The organism is Vibrio crassostreae 9ZC13 (assembly GCF_000272045.2).
GTDB lineage: Bacteria > Pseudomonadota > Gammaproteobacteria > Enterobacterales > Vibrionaceae > Vibrio > Vibrio crassostreae_C.
On sequence record NZ_AJYZ02000002.1, the window covers coordinates 156,182 to 170,127 of the forward strand.

General features: G+C 45.0%; 26 protein-coding genes. 21 read left to right on the forward strand and 5 right to left on the reverse strand.

The features are described 5' to 3' along the window. The 20 genes from rplP to rplQ all read left to right on the forward strand — a co-directional run bounded on the left by rplP (position 1) and on the right by rplQ (position 9,569). Positions 1-411 (forward strand): 50S ribosomal protein L16, encoded by a 411-nt coding sequence (rplP, locus tag A136_RS00735; RefSeq protein ID WP_004736736.1) that lies wholly within the window; start codon positions 1-3, stop codon positions 409-411. Next, the gene (gene rpmC, locus A136_RS00740) at positions 411-602 is read left to right on the forward strand and encodes a 50S ribosomal protein L29 (protein WP_004736737.1); all 192 of its coding nucleotides are present in this window, start codon (positions 411-413) and stop codon (positions 600-602) included. Before rplP ends, rpmC begins: the two co-directional genes overlap by 1 nt. Continuing rightward, the gene (rpsQ, locus tag A136_RS00745; protein WP_004736739.1) at positions 602-856 is read left to right on the forward strand and encodes a 30S ribosomal protein S17; all 255 of its coding nucleotides are present in this window, start codon (positions 602-604) and stop codon (positions 854-856) included. The genes rpmC and rpsQ overlap by 1 nt, the downstream gene beginning before the upstream one ends. 162 nt (positions 857-1,018) lie before the next feature. Continuing rightward, on the forward strand, positions 1,019-1,390 hold the full coding sequence (gene rplN, locus A136_RS00750; protein ID WP_004736740.1) for a 50S ribosomal protein L14: 372 nt from the start codon (positions 1,019-1,021) through the stop codon (positions 1,388-1,390). Between the two features lie 11 nt (positions 1,391-1,401). Beyond that, entirely contained in the window at positions 1,402-1,719 is a 318-nt protein-coding gene (rplX, locus tag A136_RS00755) for a 50S ribosomal protein L24 (protein ID WP_004738792.1), read from the forward strand. A gap of 24 nt (positions 1,720-1,743) precedes the next feature. Further along, positions 1,744-2,283: a 50S ribosomal protein L5 gene (gene rplE, locus A136_RS00760; protein ID WP_004738790.1), complete on the forward strand. Its 540-nt coding sequence runs from the start codon at positions 1,744-1,746 to the stop codon at positions 2,281-2,283. A 16-nt stretch (positions 2,284-2,299) separates the two neighbouring features. Next, positions 2,300-2,605, forward strand: a complete 306-nt coding sequence (gene rpsN, locus A136_RS00765) for a 30S ribosomal protein S14 (RefSeq protein ID WP_004738789.1) — start codon at positions 2,300-2,302, stop codon at positions 2,603-2,605. 29 nt (positions 2,606-2,634) lie between these two features. Continuing rightward, positions 2,635-3,027 (forward strand): 30S ribosomal protein S8, encoded by a 393-nt coding sequence (rpsH, locus tag A136_RS00770; protein WP_017061309.1) that lies wholly within the window; start codon positions 2,635-2,637, stop codon positions 3,025-3,027. Positions 3,028-3,037: 10 nt separating this feature from the next. After that, positions 3,038-3,571 (forward strand): 50S ribosomal protein L6, encoded by a 534-nt coding sequence (gene rplF / locus A136_RS00775; RefSeq protein WP_017063712.1) that lies wholly within the window; start codon positions 3,038-3,040, stop codon positions 3,569-3,571. Between the two features lie 9 nt (positions 3,572-3,580). Beyond that, positions 3,581-3,934, forward strand: a complete 354-nt coding sequence (rplR, locus tag A136_RS00780; RefSeq protein WP_004738784.1) for a 50S ribosomal protein L18 — start codon at positions 3,581-3,583, stop codon at positions 3,932-3,934. A 14-nt stretch (positions 3,935-3,948) separates the two neighbouring features. Beyond that, a complete protein-coding gene (rpsE, locus tag A136_RS00785) occupies positions 3,949-4,449 on the forward strand; it encodes a 30S ribosomal protein S5 (protein ID WP_017061307.1) in 501 nt (166 codons plus the stop codon). Between the two features lie 7 nt (positions 4,450-4,456). After that, the gene (gene rpmD, locus A136_RS00790) at positions 4,457-4,633 is read left to right on the forward strand and encodes a 50S ribosomal protein L30 (RefSeq protein ID WP_004736756.1); all 177 of its coding nucleotides are present in this window, start codon (positions 4,457-4,459) and stop codon (positions 4,631-4,633) included. Positions 4,634-4,638: 5 nt separating this feature from the next. After that, positions 4,639-5,073 carry a 50S ribosomal protein L15 gene (gene rplO, locus A136_RS00795; RefSeq protein ID WP_004736758.1) on the forward strand — a complete coding sequence of 145 codons (435 nt, stop codon included), beginning with the start codon at positions 4,639-4,641 and terminating at the stop codon, positions 5,071-5,073. A 20-nt stretch (positions 5,074-5,093) separates the two neighbouring features. Then, the gene (gene secY / locus A136_RS00800; RefSeq protein ID WP_004738781.1) at positions 5,094-6,428 is read left to right on the forward strand and encodes a preprotein translocase subunit SecY; all 1,335 of its coding nucleotides are present in this window, start codon (positions 5,094-5,096) and stop codon (positions 6,426-6,428) included. A gap of 41 nt (positions 6,429-6,469) precedes the next feature. After that, positions 6,470-6,583, forward strand: a complete 114-nt coding sequence (rpmJ, locus tag A136_RS00805; protein WP_000868186.1) for a 50S ribosomal protein L36 — start codon at positions 6,470-6,472, stop codon at positions 6,581-6,583. A 148-nt stretch (positions 6,584-6,731) separates the two neighbouring features. Further along, complete coding sequence (gene rpsM, locus A136_RS00810) at positions 6,732-7,088, forward strand: 30S ribosomal protein S13 (RefSeq protein WP_004738779.1); 357 nt, start codon at positions 6,732-6,734, stop codon at positions 7,086-7,088. A gap of 19 nt (positions 7,089-7,107) precedes the next feature. Continuing rightward, a complete protein-coding gene (gene rpsK, locus A136_RS00815) occupies positions 7,108-7,497 on the forward strand; it encodes a 30S ribosomal protein S11 (protein ID WP_004738778.1) in 390 nt (129 codons plus the stop codon). 31 nt (positions 7,498-7,528) lie between these two features. Beyond that, positions 7,529-8,149, forward strand: a complete 621-nt coding sequence (gene rpsD / locus A136_RS00820) for a 30S ribosomal protein S4 (protein ID WP_004738777.1) — start codon at positions 7,529-7,531, stop codon at positions 8,147-8,149. Between the two features lie 22 nt (positions 8,150-8,171). Next, a complete protein-coding gene (locus A136_RS00825; RefSeq protein WP_004729813.1) occupies positions 8,172-9,164 on the forward strand; it encodes a DNA-directed RNA polymerase subunit alpha in 993 nt (330 codons plus the stop codon). 24 nt (positions 9,165-9,188) lie between these two features. Further along, positions 9,189-9,569 (forward strand): 50S ribosomal protein L17, encoded by a 381-nt coding sequence (rplQ, locus tag A136_RS00830; protein WP_004729812.1) that lies wholly within the window; start codon positions 9,189-9,191, stop codon positions 9,567-9,569. Between the two features lie 286 nt (positions 9,570-9,855). Here the strand turns inward: rplQ and A136_RS00835 are convergent, their stop codons facing one another. Together A136_RS00835 and A136_RS00840 are read right to left on the reverse strand one after the other, a co-directional pair. After that, positions 9,856-10,350 (reverse strand): DUF2780 domain-containing protein, encoded by a 495-nt coding sequence (locus A136_RS00835; protein WP_017058875.1) that lies wholly within the window; start codon positions 10,348-10,350, stop codon positions 9,856-9,858. 134 nt (positions 10,351-10,484) lie between these two features. Beyond that, positions 10,485-11,105 (reverse strand): FKBP-type peptidyl-prolyl cis-trans isomerase, encoded by a 621-nt coding sequence (locus A136_RS00840; RefSeq protein ID WP_008220519.1) that lies wholly within the window; start codon positions 11,103-11,105, stop codon positions 10,485-10,487. Positions 11,106-11,317: 212 nt separating this feature from the next. Between A136_RS00840 and A136_RS00845 the strand changes: the two genes are divergently transcribed. Continuing rightward, the gene (locus tag A136_RS00845) at positions 11,318-11,902 is read left to right on the forward strand and encodes a LysM-like peptidoglycan-binding domain-containing protein (RefSeq protein WP_017058876.1); all 585 of its coding nucleotides are present in this window, start codon (positions 11,318-11,320) and stop codon (positions 11,900-11,902) included. A gap of 59 nt (positions 11,903-11,961) precedes the next feature. On the opposite strand, the gene A136_RS00850 is transcribed toward A136_RS00845, so the two are convergent. Genes A136_RS00850 through A136_RS00860 form a run of 3 tightly spaced genes read right to left on the reverse strand, consistent with a single transcriptional unit; the run spans position 11,962 to position 13,886 of the window. Beyond that, on the reverse strand, positions 11,962-12,810 hold the full coding sequence (locus A136_RS00850) for a DMT family transporter (RefSeq protein WP_017063713.1): 849 nt from the start codon (positions 12,808-12,810) through the stop codon (positions 11,962-11,964). Beyond that, on the reverse strand, positions 12,810-13,262 hold the full coding sequence (locus tag A136_RS00855; protein ID WP_017058878.1) for a GNAT family N-acetyltransferase: 453 nt from the start codon (positions 13,260-13,262) through the stop codon (positions 12,810-12,812). Before A136_RS00855 ends, A136_RS00850 begins: the two co-directional genes overlap by 1 nt. 57 nt (positions 13,263-13,319) lie before the next feature. After that, positions 13,320-13,886 (reverse strand): Crp/Fnr family transcriptional regulator, encoded by a 567-nt coding sequence (locus A136_RS00860; RefSeq protein ID WP_017058879.1) that lies wholly within the window; start codon positions 13,884-13,886, stop codon positions 13,320-13,322. Positions 13,887-13,946 lie beyond the last annotated feature (60 nt).

Consider the following 13,946-nt stretch of genomic DNA (forward strand, 5'->3'; position numbering starts at 1 on the left):
ATGCTACAACCAAAACGTACTAAGTTCCGCAAGGTTATGACTGGTCGTAACCGTGGTCTAGCTAAAGGTACTGAAGTAAGCTTCGGCGAATTCGGTCTTAAAGCTGTTGGCCGTGGTCGTCTGACTGCACGTCAAATCGAAGCGGCACGTCGTGCTATGACACGTCACATTAAGCGTCAAGGTCAAATCTGGATCCGTGTATTCCCAGACAAACCGATTACTGAAAAGCCTCTTGAAGTTCGTCAAGGTAAAGGTAAAGGTTCAGTTGCGTACTGGGTTGCTCAAATCCAACCAGGCAAAGTTATGTACGAGATGAATGGCGTACCTGAAGAGTTGGCACGTGAAGCGTTCCGCCTAGCGGCACGTAAACTGCCTGTTAAAACTACTTTTGTAACTAAGCAGGTGATGTGATGAAAGCACAAGATCTACGCGAAAAGAACGTTGAAGAGCTTAACGCTGAGCTATTGAATTTGCTACGTGAACAGTTCAACTTGCGCATGCAAGCTGCAACTGGTCAACTACAGCAAACTCATACTCTAAAAGCTGTACGCCGTGACATCGCACGTGTGAAAACTGTTTTGACTGAAAAGGCAGGCGCATAATGAGCGAAACTAACCGCATCCAGCAAGGCCGTGTAGTAAGTGACAAGATGGACAAGTCTATCGTTGTTGCTATTGAGCGCACTGTAAAACACCCAATTTACGGTAAGTTCATCAAACGCACGACTAAAGTACACGCACACGACGAAGACAACACTTGTGGCCTAGGCGACAAAGTTGAAATCGCTGAGTGTCGTCCTCTGTCTAAGACTAAGTCTTGGACATTGGTTAAAGTTCTAGAAAAAGCGAAGATTTAATCTTTGTAATTCTATAACTTATAAGCGGCTCCAAATAATTTTTTGGAGCCGCTTGTTTTTTGTCTACCCAATTTAAAAAAAGGGTGGTACAATTCGCGTCCCTTTTAAAGAGGCAGCCCGACCCGAGAGGGTCTAGTTTTAATATTTAGCGGAGCACTAACAATGATCCAGATGCAAAGTACACTTGACGCAGCAGATAACTCTGGCGCGCGCAAGGTAATGTGTATTAAGGTTCTGGGTGGCTCTCACCGCCGTTATGCACATATCGGTGACGTCATCAAGGTTACAGTGAAGGAAGCGATTCCTCGCGGTAAAGTAAAGAAAGGTGATGTTCTGAAGGCGGTAGTAGTGCGCACCCGTAAAGGCGTTCGTCGCCCAGACGGTTCTGTCATTCGCTTCGACAGTAATGCTTGTGTATTGTTAAATGACACTACTGAGCAACCAGTCGGCACACGTATCTTTGGTCCTGTGACTCGTGAACTTCGTAACGCGAAATTCATGAAGATTGTATCACTAGCACCTGAAGTTCTGTAAGGAGCGGCAATATGGCAGCTAAAATCCGTCGTAATGACGAAGTAATCATTCTTGCTGGTAAAGATAAAGGCAAGAAAGGTAAAGTAACTAAGGTTCTGACAACTGGTAAAGTTATCGTTGAAGGCATCAACCTTGTTAAGAAACACCAAAAGCCGGTTCCGGCTCTAGGTCAACAAGGTGGCATCGTTGAACAAGAAGCAGCTATTGATGCTTCTAACGTTGCTGTTTTTAACGCGGCTACTGGTAAAGCAGACCGTATCGGTTTCCGTATCGAAGATGGCAAGAAAGTTCGTTTCTTCAAATCTAACGGCGAAACTGTTTCTAACTAATTAGAAGTAATTTGGAGTTCTACTATGGCGAAACTGCATGATTACTACAAGTCGTCTGTAGTCGCTGAGCTTACCAAAGAGTTCAGCTACACAAGCGTCATGCAAGTCCCTAGGATTGAGAAAATCACCCTAAATATGGGCGTTGGTGAAGCAATCAACGATAAGAAACTGCTAGAAAACGCAGCAGCTGATATGGCAACGATCTCTGGTCAAAAGCCACTTATCACTAAAGCGCGTAAATCTGTAGCTGGTTTCAAAATTCGTGAAGGCTACCCAATTGGTTGTAAAGTAACCTTGCGTGGTGAGCGCATGTGGGAATTTTTAGAGCGTTTAATCTCTATCGCACTTCCACGTGTACGTGATTTCCGTGGTGTTAGCGCTAAGTCTTTTGACGGTCGCGGTAACTACAGCATGGGCGTTCGCGAGCAAATCATCTTTCCGGAAATCGACTACGATAAAGTCGATCGTGTCCGCGGTCTTGATATCACTATCACGACTTCTGCGGGTTCCGATGAGGAAGGCCGAGCTCTGCTGGCTGCCTTTAACTTCCCATTCCGTAAGTAAGGGTAGGGTTACTGTTATGGCTAAACAATCAATGAAAGCACGTGAAGCTAAACGTGCAAAACTAGTAGCTAAGTTCGCTGAAAAGCGTTCTGCGCTAAAAGTTATCATTAGCGATGTAAACGCATCTGAAGAAGATCGTTGGAATGCGGTTCTTAAACTGCAATCTCTTCCACGTGATTCAAGTGCATCACGTCAGCGCAACCGTTGCAACCAAACTGGTCGTCCACACGGTTACCTACGTAAATTCGGTCTAAGCCGCATTAAGGTTCGTGAAGCTTGCATGAAAGGCGAGATTCCGGGTCTTCGTAAGGCTAGCTGGTAATTGCCACTTAATCATTTGGAGTAAATCTTATGAGCATGCAAGATCCGATTTCGGATATGCTGACCCGAGTTCGTAACGGTCAGGCAGCAAACAAAGTTGCTGTAAAAATGCCTTCTTCAAAGCTTAAAGTTGCAATTGCTGCATTACTTAAAGCTGAAGGTTACATCGTAGACTTCGCTGTTAACAGCGAAGCAAAACCTGAGCTAGAAGTTACTCTTAAGTACTTCCAAGCTAAACCTGTAATCGAGCAAATCAAGCGTGTATCACGTCCTGGTCTAAGAGTTTATAAAAATAAAGACTCTTTACCTACAGTGATGGGTGGTCTTGGTATTGCAGTTGTTTCTACTTCCAAGGGTCTGATGTCTGACCGTGCTGCTCGTAAAGCAGGTCTTGGCGGTGAAATCATCTGTTACGTAGCTTAAGGAGTAGATTATGTCTCGTGTTGCTAAAGCACCTGTCGCTATTCCAGCTGGCGTAGAGGTGAAACTAAACGGCCAAGAAGTTACTGTAAAAGGTAGCAAAGGTGAGCTTACTCGCGTTCTTAACAGCGCCGTAGTTATTGCACAGGAAGAAACCAACCTAACTTTCGGTCCGAAAGAAGGTGTTACTAACGCATGGGCACAAGCTGGTACAGCTCGCGCTCTAGTTAATAACATGGTTGTGGGTGTTACTGAGGGCTTCACTAAGAAGCTAACTCTTAAGGGTGTTGGTTACCGTGCTGCTATGAAAGGCAACTCTGTAGCTCTAACTCTTGGTTTTTCTCACCCAGTAGAGCACGCTCTACCTGAAGGTATTAAAGCTGAGTGCCCTAGCCAAACTGAGATCATCATTACTGGTTGCGATAAGCAAGTAGTAGGTCAAGTTGCGGCTGACATTCGTTCTTACCGTGCTCCTGAGCCTTACAAAGGCAAAGGTGTTCGTTACGCAGATGAAAATGTGCGTACTAAAGAAGCTAAGAAGAAGTAAGGTATCACTATGGATAAGAAAGCATCTCGCATCCGTCGTGCTACACGTGCACGTCGTAAGATTGCAGAACTTGGTGCAACTCGCCTGGTAGTACACCGTACTCCTCGCCATGTTTACGCACAAGTTATCGCGGCAAACGGCTCTGAGGTTATCGCAGCTGCTTCTACTGTAGAAAAAGCGATCCGTGAGCAAGTTAAGAACACTGGTAACGTTGATGCAGCTAAAGCAGTTGGTAAAGCTGTTGCTGAGCGCGCTCTTGAAAAAGGCGTAGCTTCAGTTGCATTTGATCGTTCTGGTTTCCAATACCACGGTCGAGTAGCGGCGCTAGCAGAATCTGCTCGCGAAGCTGGTCTGAAATTCTAAGGTAGGGTTGGAAGATGGCTAAAGAACAACAACAAGCTAATGATTTGCAAGAAAAGCTGATCGCAGTTAACCGTGTATCTAAGACGGTTAAAGGTGGTCGAATCATGAGCTTTACTGCACTAACAGTAGTTGGTGACGGTAACGGTCGCGTAGGTTTCGGTTACGGCAAAGCTCGTGAAGTACCTGCTGCGATTCAAAAAGCAATGGAAAAAGCGCGCCGTAACATGGTTACAGTATCGCTTAACGAAGGCACTCTTCACCACCCGGTGAAAGGTCGTCATTCGGGCTCTAAAGTTTACATGCAGCCAGCTGCAGAAGGTACAGGTGTTATTGCCGGCGGTGCAATGCGTGCTGTACTTGAAGTTGCGGGCGTACATAACGTACTTTCTAAAGCATACGGTTCAACGAACCCGATCAACATCGTTCGTGCAACGATTGGTGCTCTAGTAGACGTTAAGTCACCAGAAATGGTTGCTGCTAAACGTGGTCTAACTGTTGAATCTATTTCGGAGTAAGCACACGATGGCAACTATTAAAGTAACTCAAACTAAAAGCTCAATTGGTCGCCTACCTAAGCACAAAGCGTGTCTTAAAGGTCTAGGTCTTCGTCGCATCAACCATACAGTAGAACTTGAAGATACACCGTGCGTACGCGGTATGATCAACAAGGTTTACTACATGGTTAAGATTGAGGAGTAATCAGAATGCGTTTGAATACTCTATCACCGGCTGCTGGCTCTAAACCTTCTAAGAAGCGTGTAGGTCGTGGTATCGGTTCTGGCCTTGGTAAAACAGGTGGCCGCGGTCACAAAGGTCAAAAGTCACGTTCTGGCGGCTCTGTTCGTCCAGGTTTTGAAGGCGGTCAAATGCCTCTAAAACAACGTCTACCTAAATTCGGTTTCACTTCTCGTAAGAGCCTAGTGTCTGCTGAAGTTCGTCTAGCTGAGCTAGCGAAAGTAACAGGTGACGTAGTTGATCTTAACAGCCTTAAAGCTGCTAACGTTATCACTAAGAACATCGAGTTTGTTAAGATCGTTCTTTCTGGTGACCTAAGCAAAGCTGTGACTGTTAAAGGTCTACGCGTGACTAAAGGCGCTAAAGCTGCAATCGAAGCTGCAGGCGGTAAAATCGAGGAATAATCTCGAGGAACGAGGTACAGATGGCTAAGAAACCAGGACAAGATTTTCGTAGTGCTCAGAGCGGCTTAAGTGAACTAAAGTCGCGCTTATTATTCGTAATTGGTGCACTTTTAGTATTCCGAGCCGGCTCTTTTGTGCCGATCCCTGGTATTGACGCAGCTGTACTTGCCGATTTGTTCGATCAGCAAAAAGGTACCATCGTAGAAATGTTTAACATGTTCTCCGGTGGTGCTCTTGAGCGTGCATCTATATTAGCATTGGGTATCATGCCGTACATTTCGGCATCGATCGTAGTCCAATTGCTAACTGTAGTTCATCCAGCGTTAGCGGAACTCAAGAAAGAGGGTGAAGCAGGCCGTCGTAAGATAAGCCAATATACACGCTACGGCACGCTTGTACTTGCAACATTCCAAGCTATTGGTATCGCAACAGGCTTACCAAACATGGTCGACAATCTGGTTGTTATCAACCAAACCATGTTTACGCTTATTGCTACCGTGAGTTTAGTAACTGGTACCATGTTCTTAATGTGGTTAGGTGAACAAATCACTGAGCGAGGAATCGGTAATGGTATTTCCATTCTGATTTTTGCAGGTATTGTTGCTGGATTGCCTTCTGCAATCGGTCAAACAATCGAGCAAGCGCGTCAAGGTGAATTGCATGTGCTTCTTCTGCTGTTGATTGCTGTATTGTCTTTTGCTGTTATTTACTTCGTAGTTTTCATGGAACGTGGTCAACGTCGTATCGTCGTTAACTATGCGAAACGTCAACAAGGTCGTAAAGTTTTTGCAGCACAAAGCTCTCACTTGCCTCTTAAGATTAATATGGCAGGTGTTATTCCAGCGATTTTCGCATCAAGTATTATTTTGTTCCCAGGAACATTAGCGCAGTGGTTTGGTCAAAATGGTGAAAGCAGCGCGTTCGGTTGGTTAACTGACGTGTCATTAGCTCTTAGCCCAGGTCAACCTTTGTATGTAATGCTTTATGCAGCAGCTATAATCTTCTTCTGTTTCTTCTATACAGCGTTGGTGTTTAACCCACGTGAAACAGCTGATAACTTGAAGAAGTCTGGTGCATTCGTACCCGGTATCCGCCCAGGTGAGCAGACAGCGAAATATATCGATAAAGTGATGACTAGACTAACCCTTGCGGGCGCTCTATACATTACTTTTATATGTCTGATTCCTGAGTTCATGATGGTCGCGTGGAACGTTCGTTTCTACTTTGGCGGCACATCACTACTAATCGTAGTGGTAGTTATCATGGATTTCATGGCACAGGTACAGACTCATCTGATGTCACAACAGTATGATTCTGTGTTAAAGAAAGCGAATCTGAAGGGTTACGGCCGTTAATTCGGTGGTAACAATTTCGATTCCATTTACGGAGTTTAGCAATGAAAGTTCGTGCTTCCGTTAAAAAAATCTGCCGTAACTGTAAAGTTATCAAGCGTAACGGTGTCGTTCGCGTGATTTGCAGTGAGCCAAAGCATAAGCAACGCCAAGGCTAATTAGCAGAAATTTTTACTTGAAATACAAGGTAGAGTCGAGTATATTCCTCGGCCTACCTTTTGCGTGCAAAAGAAGTAGTATGCCGCAGCGTATCCATAACGGGCTTTGCTGCGGATAATTCTTTTATGAACCCCTTAGGAGTGAATAATGGCCCGTATAGCCGGCATTAACATTCCTGATCATAAGCATTCTGTAATTGCACTTACTGCAATCTACGGTATCGGTAAAACTCGCTCTCAAGCTATTCTAGCTGAAGTGGGTATTGCTGAAGATGCTAAGATCAGTGAACTAACTGAAGAGCAGATCGATCAACTGCGTGATGGTGTAGCTAAGTACACTGTAGAAGGTGATCTACGTCGTGAAGTATCGATGAACATCAAGCGTCTTATGGACCTTGGCTGTTACCGCGGTCTTCGTCATCGTCGCAGTCTACCACTACGTGGACAGCGTACTAAAACCAACGCTCGCACCCGTAAGGGTCCGCGCAAGCCGATCAAGAAATAGTCGGATAAGGTAGAGTACAATGGCAAAACAACCAACTCGCGCGCGTAAGCGCGTACGCAAGCAAGTAGCTGATGGCGTAGCGCACATTCATGCTTCTTTCAACAACACAATCGTAACTATCACTGACCGTCAAGGCAACGCTCTTGCATGGGCTACAGCAGGTGGTTCAGGTTTCCGTGGTTCTCGTAAATCTACTCCGTTCGCAGCACAAGTTGCAGCTGAGCGTTGTGGTGAAATGGCTAAAGAATATGGCCTAAAGAACTTGGAAGTTATGGTTAAGGGTCCAGGTCCAGGTCGCGAATCTACTGTTCGTGCACTGAACGCTGCTGGTTTCCGTATCACTAACATTGTTGATGCGACACCAATCCCTCATAACGGTTGTCGTCCACCTAAGAAACGTCGCGTTTAAGTTTCGTTTCTAGGAATATTGGAGAAAGATCATGGCAAGATATTTGGGTCCTAAGCTTAAGCTTAGCCGTCGCGAAGGTACTGACTTATTCCTTAAGTCTGGTGTCCGTGCGATCGATACCAAGTGTAAAATTGATAACGCACCAGGTGTACACGGCGCTCGTCGCGGTCGTCTATCTGAGTATGGCGTTCAGCTTCGTGAGAAGCAAAAAGTTCGTCGTATCTACGGCGTTCTAGAAAAACAATTCCGCAACTACTACAAAGAAGCTGCACGTCTTAAAGGCAACACAGGTGCAAACCTGCTTCAGCTTCTTGAAGGTCGTCTTGATAACGTAGTTTACCGTATGGGCTTTGGCGCCACTCGTGCTGAATCTCGTCAACTAGTTAGCCACAAGTCTATTCTAGTTAACGGTAAAGTTGTAAACGTTCCTTCTTTCAAAGTAGCGGCAAACGACGTTGTTTCTATCCGCGAGAAAGCTAAACAGCAATCTCGTATTAAAGCGGCTCTAGAAGTTGCTGAACAACGTGAAAAGCCAACTTGGATTGAAGTAGATGCTGGCAAAATGGAAGGTACATTCAAGCGTATGCCTGAGCGTTCTGACCTATCAGCTGACATCAATGAACACTTGATCGTCGAACTTTACTCTAAGTAAGGTTAAAAAAAGAGAGGACACAATGCAGGGTTCTGTAACAGAATTTCTTAAGCCGCGTCTTGTTGACATTGAACAGATCAATACGACACACGCGAAAGTAACTCTTGAGCCATTAGAGCGCGGTTTCGGCCACACTCTAGGTAATGCTCTTCGCCGCATTCTTCTATCTTCTATGCCGGGTTGTGCCGTAACAGAAGTTGAAATTGAAGGTGTGCTACACGAATACAGCACTAAAGAAGGCGTTCAGGAAGATATCCTGGAAATCCTTCTAAACCTTAAAGGTTTGGCTGTACGCGTTGCTGAAGGCAAAGATGAAGTGTTTATTACACTGAACAAATCAGGCTCAGGCCCTGTTGTTGCAGGTGACATCACCCACGATGGTGATGTAGAGATCGCTAACCCTGAGCACGTAATTTGTCACCTAACGGATGACAACGCTGAGATCGCTATGCGTATCAAAGTAGAACGTGGTCGTGGTTACGTTCCAGCTTCAGCTCGTATCCATACTGAAGAAGATGAGCGTCCTATCGGTCGTCTACTAGTTGACGCTACTTACAGCCCGGTTGATAAAATCGCTTACGCTGTAGAAGCGGCACGTGTAGAACAACGTACTGATTTAGACAAGCTTGTTATCGATATGGAAACGAACGGTACTCTAGAACCTGAGGAAGCAATCCGTCGTGCAGCTACTATTTTAGCTGAACAATTGGATGCGTTCGTAGATCTTCGTGATGTACGTGTACCTGAGGAGAAGGAAGAGAAGCCAGAATTCGATCCTATCCTACTACGTCCTGTAGACGATCTTGAACTAACAGTTCGCTCTGCTAACTGTTTGAAAGCAGAAGCGATTCACTACATCGGTGATCTTGTACAGCGCACTGAGGTTGAGCTACTTAAAACGCCAAACCTTGGTAAGAAATCTCTTACAGAGATTAAAGATGTGCTTGCTTCACGTGGTCTTTCTCTAGGCATGCGTCTAGAAAACTGGCCACCAGCGTCAATCGCTGAAGATTAATCGAAAAGTTAGAAGGATTAGGTCATGCGCCATCGTAAAAGTGGTCGTCAACTCAACCGCAACAGCAGTCATCGCAAAGCGATGTTCAGCAACATGGCTAGCTCTCTTGTTCGTCACGAAGTTATTAAAACTACCGTGCCTAAAGCAAAAGAACTACGTCGCGTAATTGAGCCATTGATTACCCTAGCTAAGACAGACAGTGTTGCTAACCGTCGTCTTGCATTTGCTCGCACTCGTGATAACGAAGTTGTGGCAAAACTATTTAATGAACTAGGCCCGCGTTTCGCGGCTCGCCAAGGTGGTTACACTCGCATTCTTAAATGTGGTTTCCGTACTGGTGATAAAGCTCCAATGGCTTACATTGAGCTTGTAGACCGCCCAGCTGCTGAAGAAGCTGCTGAGTAATCTATACTAGATTCTTAATACAAAAGCCGAGCATTAGCTCGGCTTTTTTGTGTCTGTAGAACAAGGAAAAGATAATAGAAATTGCACCATGATGTTTGGCACTTTTTGCTTGTCTTATCTGCTCCAATTTTCAAAAATGTCTCGTATCTCGTATCTCGTATCTCGTATCTCGTATCTCGTATCTCGTATCTCGTATCTCGTATCTCAAATATCTTTTCTTCCACGCACAAAAAAGAGCACCGAAGTGCCCTTATTAGATTTTAAGCTAGCTATTAATAACTAACGATTATTGCCATATAGCTGAAAGTGAATCCATCAGGCCGCTCGTTGCACCTTGTGACTGCAGTGCTTGAAGAATGATGGGTGCAAATGTTGTAACCATTGATGGATCCATACCTAATCCAGAAAACGCACTTTCAACGGCACCTTGTGAGCTTAGTAGCGATGATAGACCAGTAGACTCAAGGCTCGACATACCCGGAATAAGTGTCGCGAGTTCTTTGTTGTCGGCTGTGCCAAGAGAGTTTTGTGCAAGGGCTAACATTGAACCAATACCGCCAACTGCTTGGTCGCTGGTAACAGAAGCTTGGTCAGCTACCGTATCCACAAGCGGTGTTGTTTCGTTCTGCTGAGACCACATATTCACTGCAGCCATCAGTGCAGTTTGGGATAGTTGGGAATAGTTGGTATCTGATGATGAACTGGTTTGTTCAGAGTCGCTAGTGCTAGCGCAAGAGACAACAGCAAGGCTGCTTAAAACTGTGATGAGTACTTTCTTCATTATTCGTCCTTAAGTAATAAAGTAATTTACTCTTTCACTATAAACGAAAAACGGCGATGTAGTCACATCGCCGTTGGATTATTTCAATTTTATTTACCTATAGTATTTTGTTTTACTAAAGGTTTTTATAAAAATTAAAGAATTGCTAGAAGTTCTACTTCAAATACTAGAGCAGCAAATGGTGGGATTGCAGCACCTGCGCCACGCTCACCGTATGCTAGATCTTGAGGGATGTATAGCTTCCACTTAGAGCCAACAGGCATCATTTGTAGAGCTTGTACCCAACCTTGAATTACGCCAGTTACTGGGAATTCAGCAGGTTGACCGCGAGATACAGAGCTGTCGAAAACAGTACCGTCAGTTAGTTCGCCGTGGTAGTGAACACGTACTTGCTTGTCTGCAGTTGGGATTTCGCCAGTACCTTCAGTTAGTACTTCGTACTGAAGACCAGACTCAAGAACCGTTACTTCTGAACGAAGAGCGTTGTCAGCTAGGAAAGCTTCGCCGTCAGCAGCAGCAGCTTTAGCTAGTTCTTGACGTGCAGCTTCACCACGAGTGTGTAGCTCTTGTAGTGCGTTGTTGATTTCGTCAACTTCGATAGCTGGCATGTCGCCAACTAGAGCTGTTGCGATACCAGCAGCGATTGCGTCAACGTTTAGGCCTTCAAGACCAGAACCAGCAAGTTGTTGGCCCATTTGTAGACCGATACCGTAGCTAGCTTTTTGCTCTACAGTTTCAAATTTTACTTCAGACATGAAAAGTCACTCTTTTTGTCAGTACGAAAAGGGTAAGAATACCAGTATTAGCAGCGTGAAGAAACGGCTAGTCCTGATCACTTGCGCTTTACCGTGCCCAAATCACAGCCATGTCAATTTTCTCGCTTTGGGCCTTGTTGTGACGGAAAGATCTATACTGTTGGTACTTTGGTTTTTATACTGTAGTTATTCAATGTATAGGACGCAGTGGTATGAATCGTCGTCAAAAGAAAAAACAGAAAGTTGACCACTTAGCAGAATTCAAGGATCGACTGAATCAGGTCAAAGAGAAATTGAGTTCGATCGATGTGAAGAAAATGAAAACCTCGACAGCGCAAACTTGGGGTTCATTGCCGAAGTTACACCAAAGACTGTTGATGGTGATTTCTCCGATCGTACTGATATTACTTTTTGTGCCGCTACCAGAACCTAAAGTAGACACAGCTCCAACAACATCGCGCGTTGAGCTTGAAATAAACACCGTCGGCTTAAGCGAACAGCAAAATGCCAAGAACGGCTCATTAGAACCGAGTAACAAAAATTGGCAGGAGTACCTTGTTAAGCAAGGGGATACGTTAGCGCAGGTTTTTCGAAACAACGATTTGCCATTGTCTGACTTGAATGCGTTAGTGCGAATTGAAGGTGCAGATAAGCCGCTCAGTCAGATTCGTAAAGGCCAGCTGGTTCGTTTCAAACTTGCTGAAACTGGGCAGTTGGACATTCTTCAGCTAGAGAAAGGCGACACTTCGGTGATGTTCTTCCGCTTATCCGATGGTGGCTTTGGTCGCAGTAAGTAGATGAATAGTGAGCCTGAGTTAAAGCGCTTCACCAGACACAGATAAACGATAGAAAAGAGCTAAGCATTAGCTCTTTTTTTTGGTCGCTTGAAAGGGGCGAGTGGCAAGATGATAAGCATGATTCCGATAAAGGTTAATGTATCCGGAATCTCATCGAACCATATTGCACCTATTAGCGCGACAAACACCAATCCTGAATACTCAGCCAAGGCAATTTGGCTAGAGTGTGCTTTTTGATAGGCAGCAACCGCAAGGCCGTTGTAACTTAAGATTAGCGTCGCACTCAGGGCTATGTATCCCAAATGCTCCACAGACACTGGCTGCCAGTATAAGAAGCACAGTACTAATGAGGCTGGAATAGAGAATAAGGTTGTCCACCACAGCGTAGTGACCACCGTTTGCTCACTAGGAAGCTTTCTTACGAGTACATTAAATAGTGCTAGGGTGAGTGCTGTCCCCAAAGCAAACAGTGCCGCCCAATGAAATTGTGATGGCCTCAAGACAATCAATGCACCAATAAAACCTATGGTTGTGCCGATAACCTTGCCGAGTGCCGGTTGCTCTTTCAATAGCAACATTGAGAGCGGCAACATCAGTAAAGGCGCGACATAAAATACTGCGTTGGCGGTTGCCAAAGACAAGTGAGTGATCGCGACCACCATGCACCCACTGCCGATCAGAATTAACTGACCTCGAATGAAGGTTACCTTAGCCTGCTGTAAGCGCCGTTGTTCTTTTTTCTGCTGTAGCCACAAAGGGGTGATGATGACCAGAGATATCAACTGTCGGAAAAAAATATACTGTAAGGGCGGTACTTCGCCATTTAACAGCTTTACCGCTACGTCGGAAAGCGAGGCAAACAAGTTACCTGCAACCAACAATAGAATACCGGCAGTGATATTCGTCATTATTTTTCTAATCTCATGTCTATATGAGGAATGTCATCTTCGAGATACATATCCGAGATGGTGTTGAAGCCGTGGCTCGCATAGAAGTTTTCTAGGTGTTGCTGCGCGCCAATATCAATGGCCGTATTTGGCCAAAGAGCCTCGCAGCGTGTTAATGCTTCTTTGATTAATTGATGCCCCAAGCCACCACCTCTTGCCGATTGCTTGGTTGCGACTCGACCGATGCTGGTGTTGTCGTAAGAGGTACCTGGTGGTAATAAACGTGCACACGCTACCAACTCTTCATCAGCATAGCCAAGCAGGTGCTCAACACCCGCGAGTGTATCTTTACCGTCCAGCTCTGGATAAGGACAAGTCTGCTCGACCACAAATACATCGACTCTTAATTTAAGTAGTTGATAAAGCTGTTGTGTTGAGAGTTCAGAAAAAGGAATTGAGTGCCAAGTGATCATGTTTACATCCAGAGATTATCGATGCTCTGAATGTACTATGCGTGATGATTGTTGGCATTAACTATTGTTAATTCGACCTTTAATTCTGCTCAGGCTGATTGCGGTGATTCCTAGATAAGCGGCAATTTGATTGTCATTTAAGCGCTGCTCAAGGTCGGGATAGTGCTCGCAGAACAGCTGATAACGTTGCTCTGGTGTATAGAGCAGCATGAAGCGTTCTTTGTTTTCCTTATGCATCAGCTGTGTTTCTAACAGCTTTAAATACAAAGGATTATTTGATGCACGCCACTCGATAACCGCATTCATTGGCAGCTCTAACATGGTGATGGGAGTCAGCGTTTCTAATAGGTAAGGGGACGCTTGGCTTTTTATCAGACTCTCAAAGCCGATGATCCAATCTTGTTCCCAATAGAACTCTTTACTGTATTGCTTACCATCATCAGTGAGGTAGCAGGCATGGCACAAGCCTTCAAGTACAAAGTAGATTGAACTCGCCATCTCACCTTGATTGATCAAGATGTGTCTGGTTGGCAACTCAAGTGGCTTGGCGACAGCAACTAGAGATTCAATCTGGCTTTCAGAGAAGTCGAAGCTTTGTAGTTGTTCGATAAAAGAGGTGTGCATGAAAATAACCTAACCCAAATAAGTGCCGAAATCATCGCACTTATTTGGAGAGAGGTACAG

What these genes read in the sequence shown, in the direction of transcription:
- rplP (WP_004736736.1), top strand. Translation starts at nt 1, where the DNA reads ATGCTACAACCAAAACGTACTAAGTTCCGCAAGGTTATGACTGGTCGT.
- rpmC (WP_004736737.1), top strand. Translation starts at nt 411, where the DNA reads ATGAAAGCACAAGATCTACGCGAAAAGAACGTTGAAGAGCTTAACGCT.
- rpsQ (WP_004736739.1), top strand. Translation starts at nt 602, where the DNA reads ATGAGCGAAACTAACCGCATCCAGCAAGGCCGTGTAGTAAGTGACAAG.
- rplN (WP_004736740.1), top strand. Translation starts at nt 1,019, where the DNA reads ATGATCCAGATGCAAAGTACACTTGACGCAGCAGATAACTCTGGCGCG.
- rplX (WP_004738792.1), top strand. Translation starts at nt 1,402, where the DNA reads ATGGCAGCTAAAATCCGTCGTAATGACGAAGTAATCATTCTTGCTGGT.
- rplE (WP_004738790.1), top strand. Translation starts at nt 1,744, where the DNA reads ATGGCGAAACTGCATGATTACTACAAGTCGTCTGTAGTCGCTGAGCTT.
- rpsN (WP_004738789.1), top strand. Translation starts at nt 2,300, where the DNA reads ATGGCTAAACAATCAATGAAAGCACGTGAAGCTAAACGTGCAAAACTA.
- rpsH (WP_017061309.1), top strand. Translation starts at nt 2,635, where the DNA reads ATGAGCATGCAAGATCCGATTTCGGATATGCTGACCCGAGTTCGTAAC.
- rplF (WP_017063712.1), top strand. Translation starts at nt 3,038, where the DNA reads ATGTCTCGTGTTGCTAAAGCACCTGTCGCTATTCCAGCTGGCGTAGAG.
- rplR (WP_004738784.1), top strand. Translation starts at nt 3,581, where the DNA reads ATGGATAAGAAAGCATCTCGCATCCGTCGTGCTACACGTGCACGTCGT.
- rpsE (WP_017061307.1), top strand. Translation starts at nt 3,949, where the DNA reads ATGGCTAAAGAACAACAACAAGCTAATGATTTGCAAGAAAAGCTGATC.
- rpmD (WP_004736756.1), top strand. Translation starts at nt 4,457, where the DNA reads ATGGCAACTATTAAAGTAACTCAAACTAAAAGCTCAATTGGTCGCCTA.
- rplO (WP_004736758.1), top strand. Translation starts at nt 4,639, where the DNA reads ATGCGTTTGAATACTCTATCACCGGCTGCTGGCTCTAAACCTTCTAAG.
- secY (WP_004738781.1), top strand. Translation starts at nt 5,094, where the DNA reads ATGGCTAAGAAACCAGGACAAGATTTTCGTAGTGCTCAGAGCGGCTTA.
- rpmJ (WP_000868186.1), top strand. Translation starts at nt 6,470, where the DNA reads ATGAAAGTTCGTGCTTCCGTTAAAAAAATCTGCCGTAACTGTAAAGTT.
- rpsM (WP_004738779.1), top strand. Translation starts at nt 6,732, where the DNA reads ATGGCCCGTATAGCCGGCATTAACATTCCTGATCATAAGCATTCTGTA.
- rpsK (WP_004738778.1), top strand. Translation starts at nt 7,108, where the DNA reads ATGGCAAAACAACCAACTCGCGCGCGTAAGCGCGTACGCAAGCAAGTA.
- rpsD (WP_004738777.1), top strand. Translation starts at nt 7,529, where the DNA reads ATGGCAAGATATTTGGGTCCTAAGCTTAAGCTTAGCCGTCGCGAAGGT.
- A136_RS00825 (WP_004729813.1), top strand. Translation starts at nt 8,172, where the DNA reads ATGCAGGGTTCTGTAACAGAATTTCTTAAGCCGCGTCTTGTTGACATT.
- rplQ (WP_004729812.1), top strand. Translation starts at nt 9,189, where the DNA reads ATGCGCCATCGTAAAAGTGGTCGTCAACTCAACCGCAACAGCAGTCAT.
- A136_RS00835 (WP_017058875.1), bottom strand. Translation starts at nt 10,350, where the DNA reads ATGAAGAAAGTACTCATCACAGTTTTAAGCAGCCTTGCTGTTGTCTCT.
- A136_RS00840 (WP_008220519.1), bottom strand. Translation starts at nt 11,105, where the DNA reads ATGTCTGAAGTAAAATTTGAAACTGTAGAGCAAAAAGCTAGCTACGGT.
- A136_RS00845 (WP_017058876.1), top strand. Translation starts at nt 11,318, where the DNA reads ATGAATCGTCGTCAAAAGAAAAAACAGAAAGTTGACCACTTAGCAGAA.
- A136_RS00850 (WP_017063713.1), bottom strand. Translation starts at nt 12,810, where the DNA reads ATGACGAATATCACTGCCGGTATTCTATTGTTGGTTGCAGGTAACTTG.
- A136_RS00855 (WP_017058878.1), bottom strand. Translation starts at nt 13,262, where the DNA reads ATGATCACTTGGCACTCAATTCCTTTTTCTGAACTCTCAACACAACAG.
- A136_RS00860 (WP_017058879.1), bottom strand. Translation starts at nt 13,886, where the DNA reads ATGCACACCTCTTTTATCGAACAACTACAAAGCTTCGACTTCTCTGAA.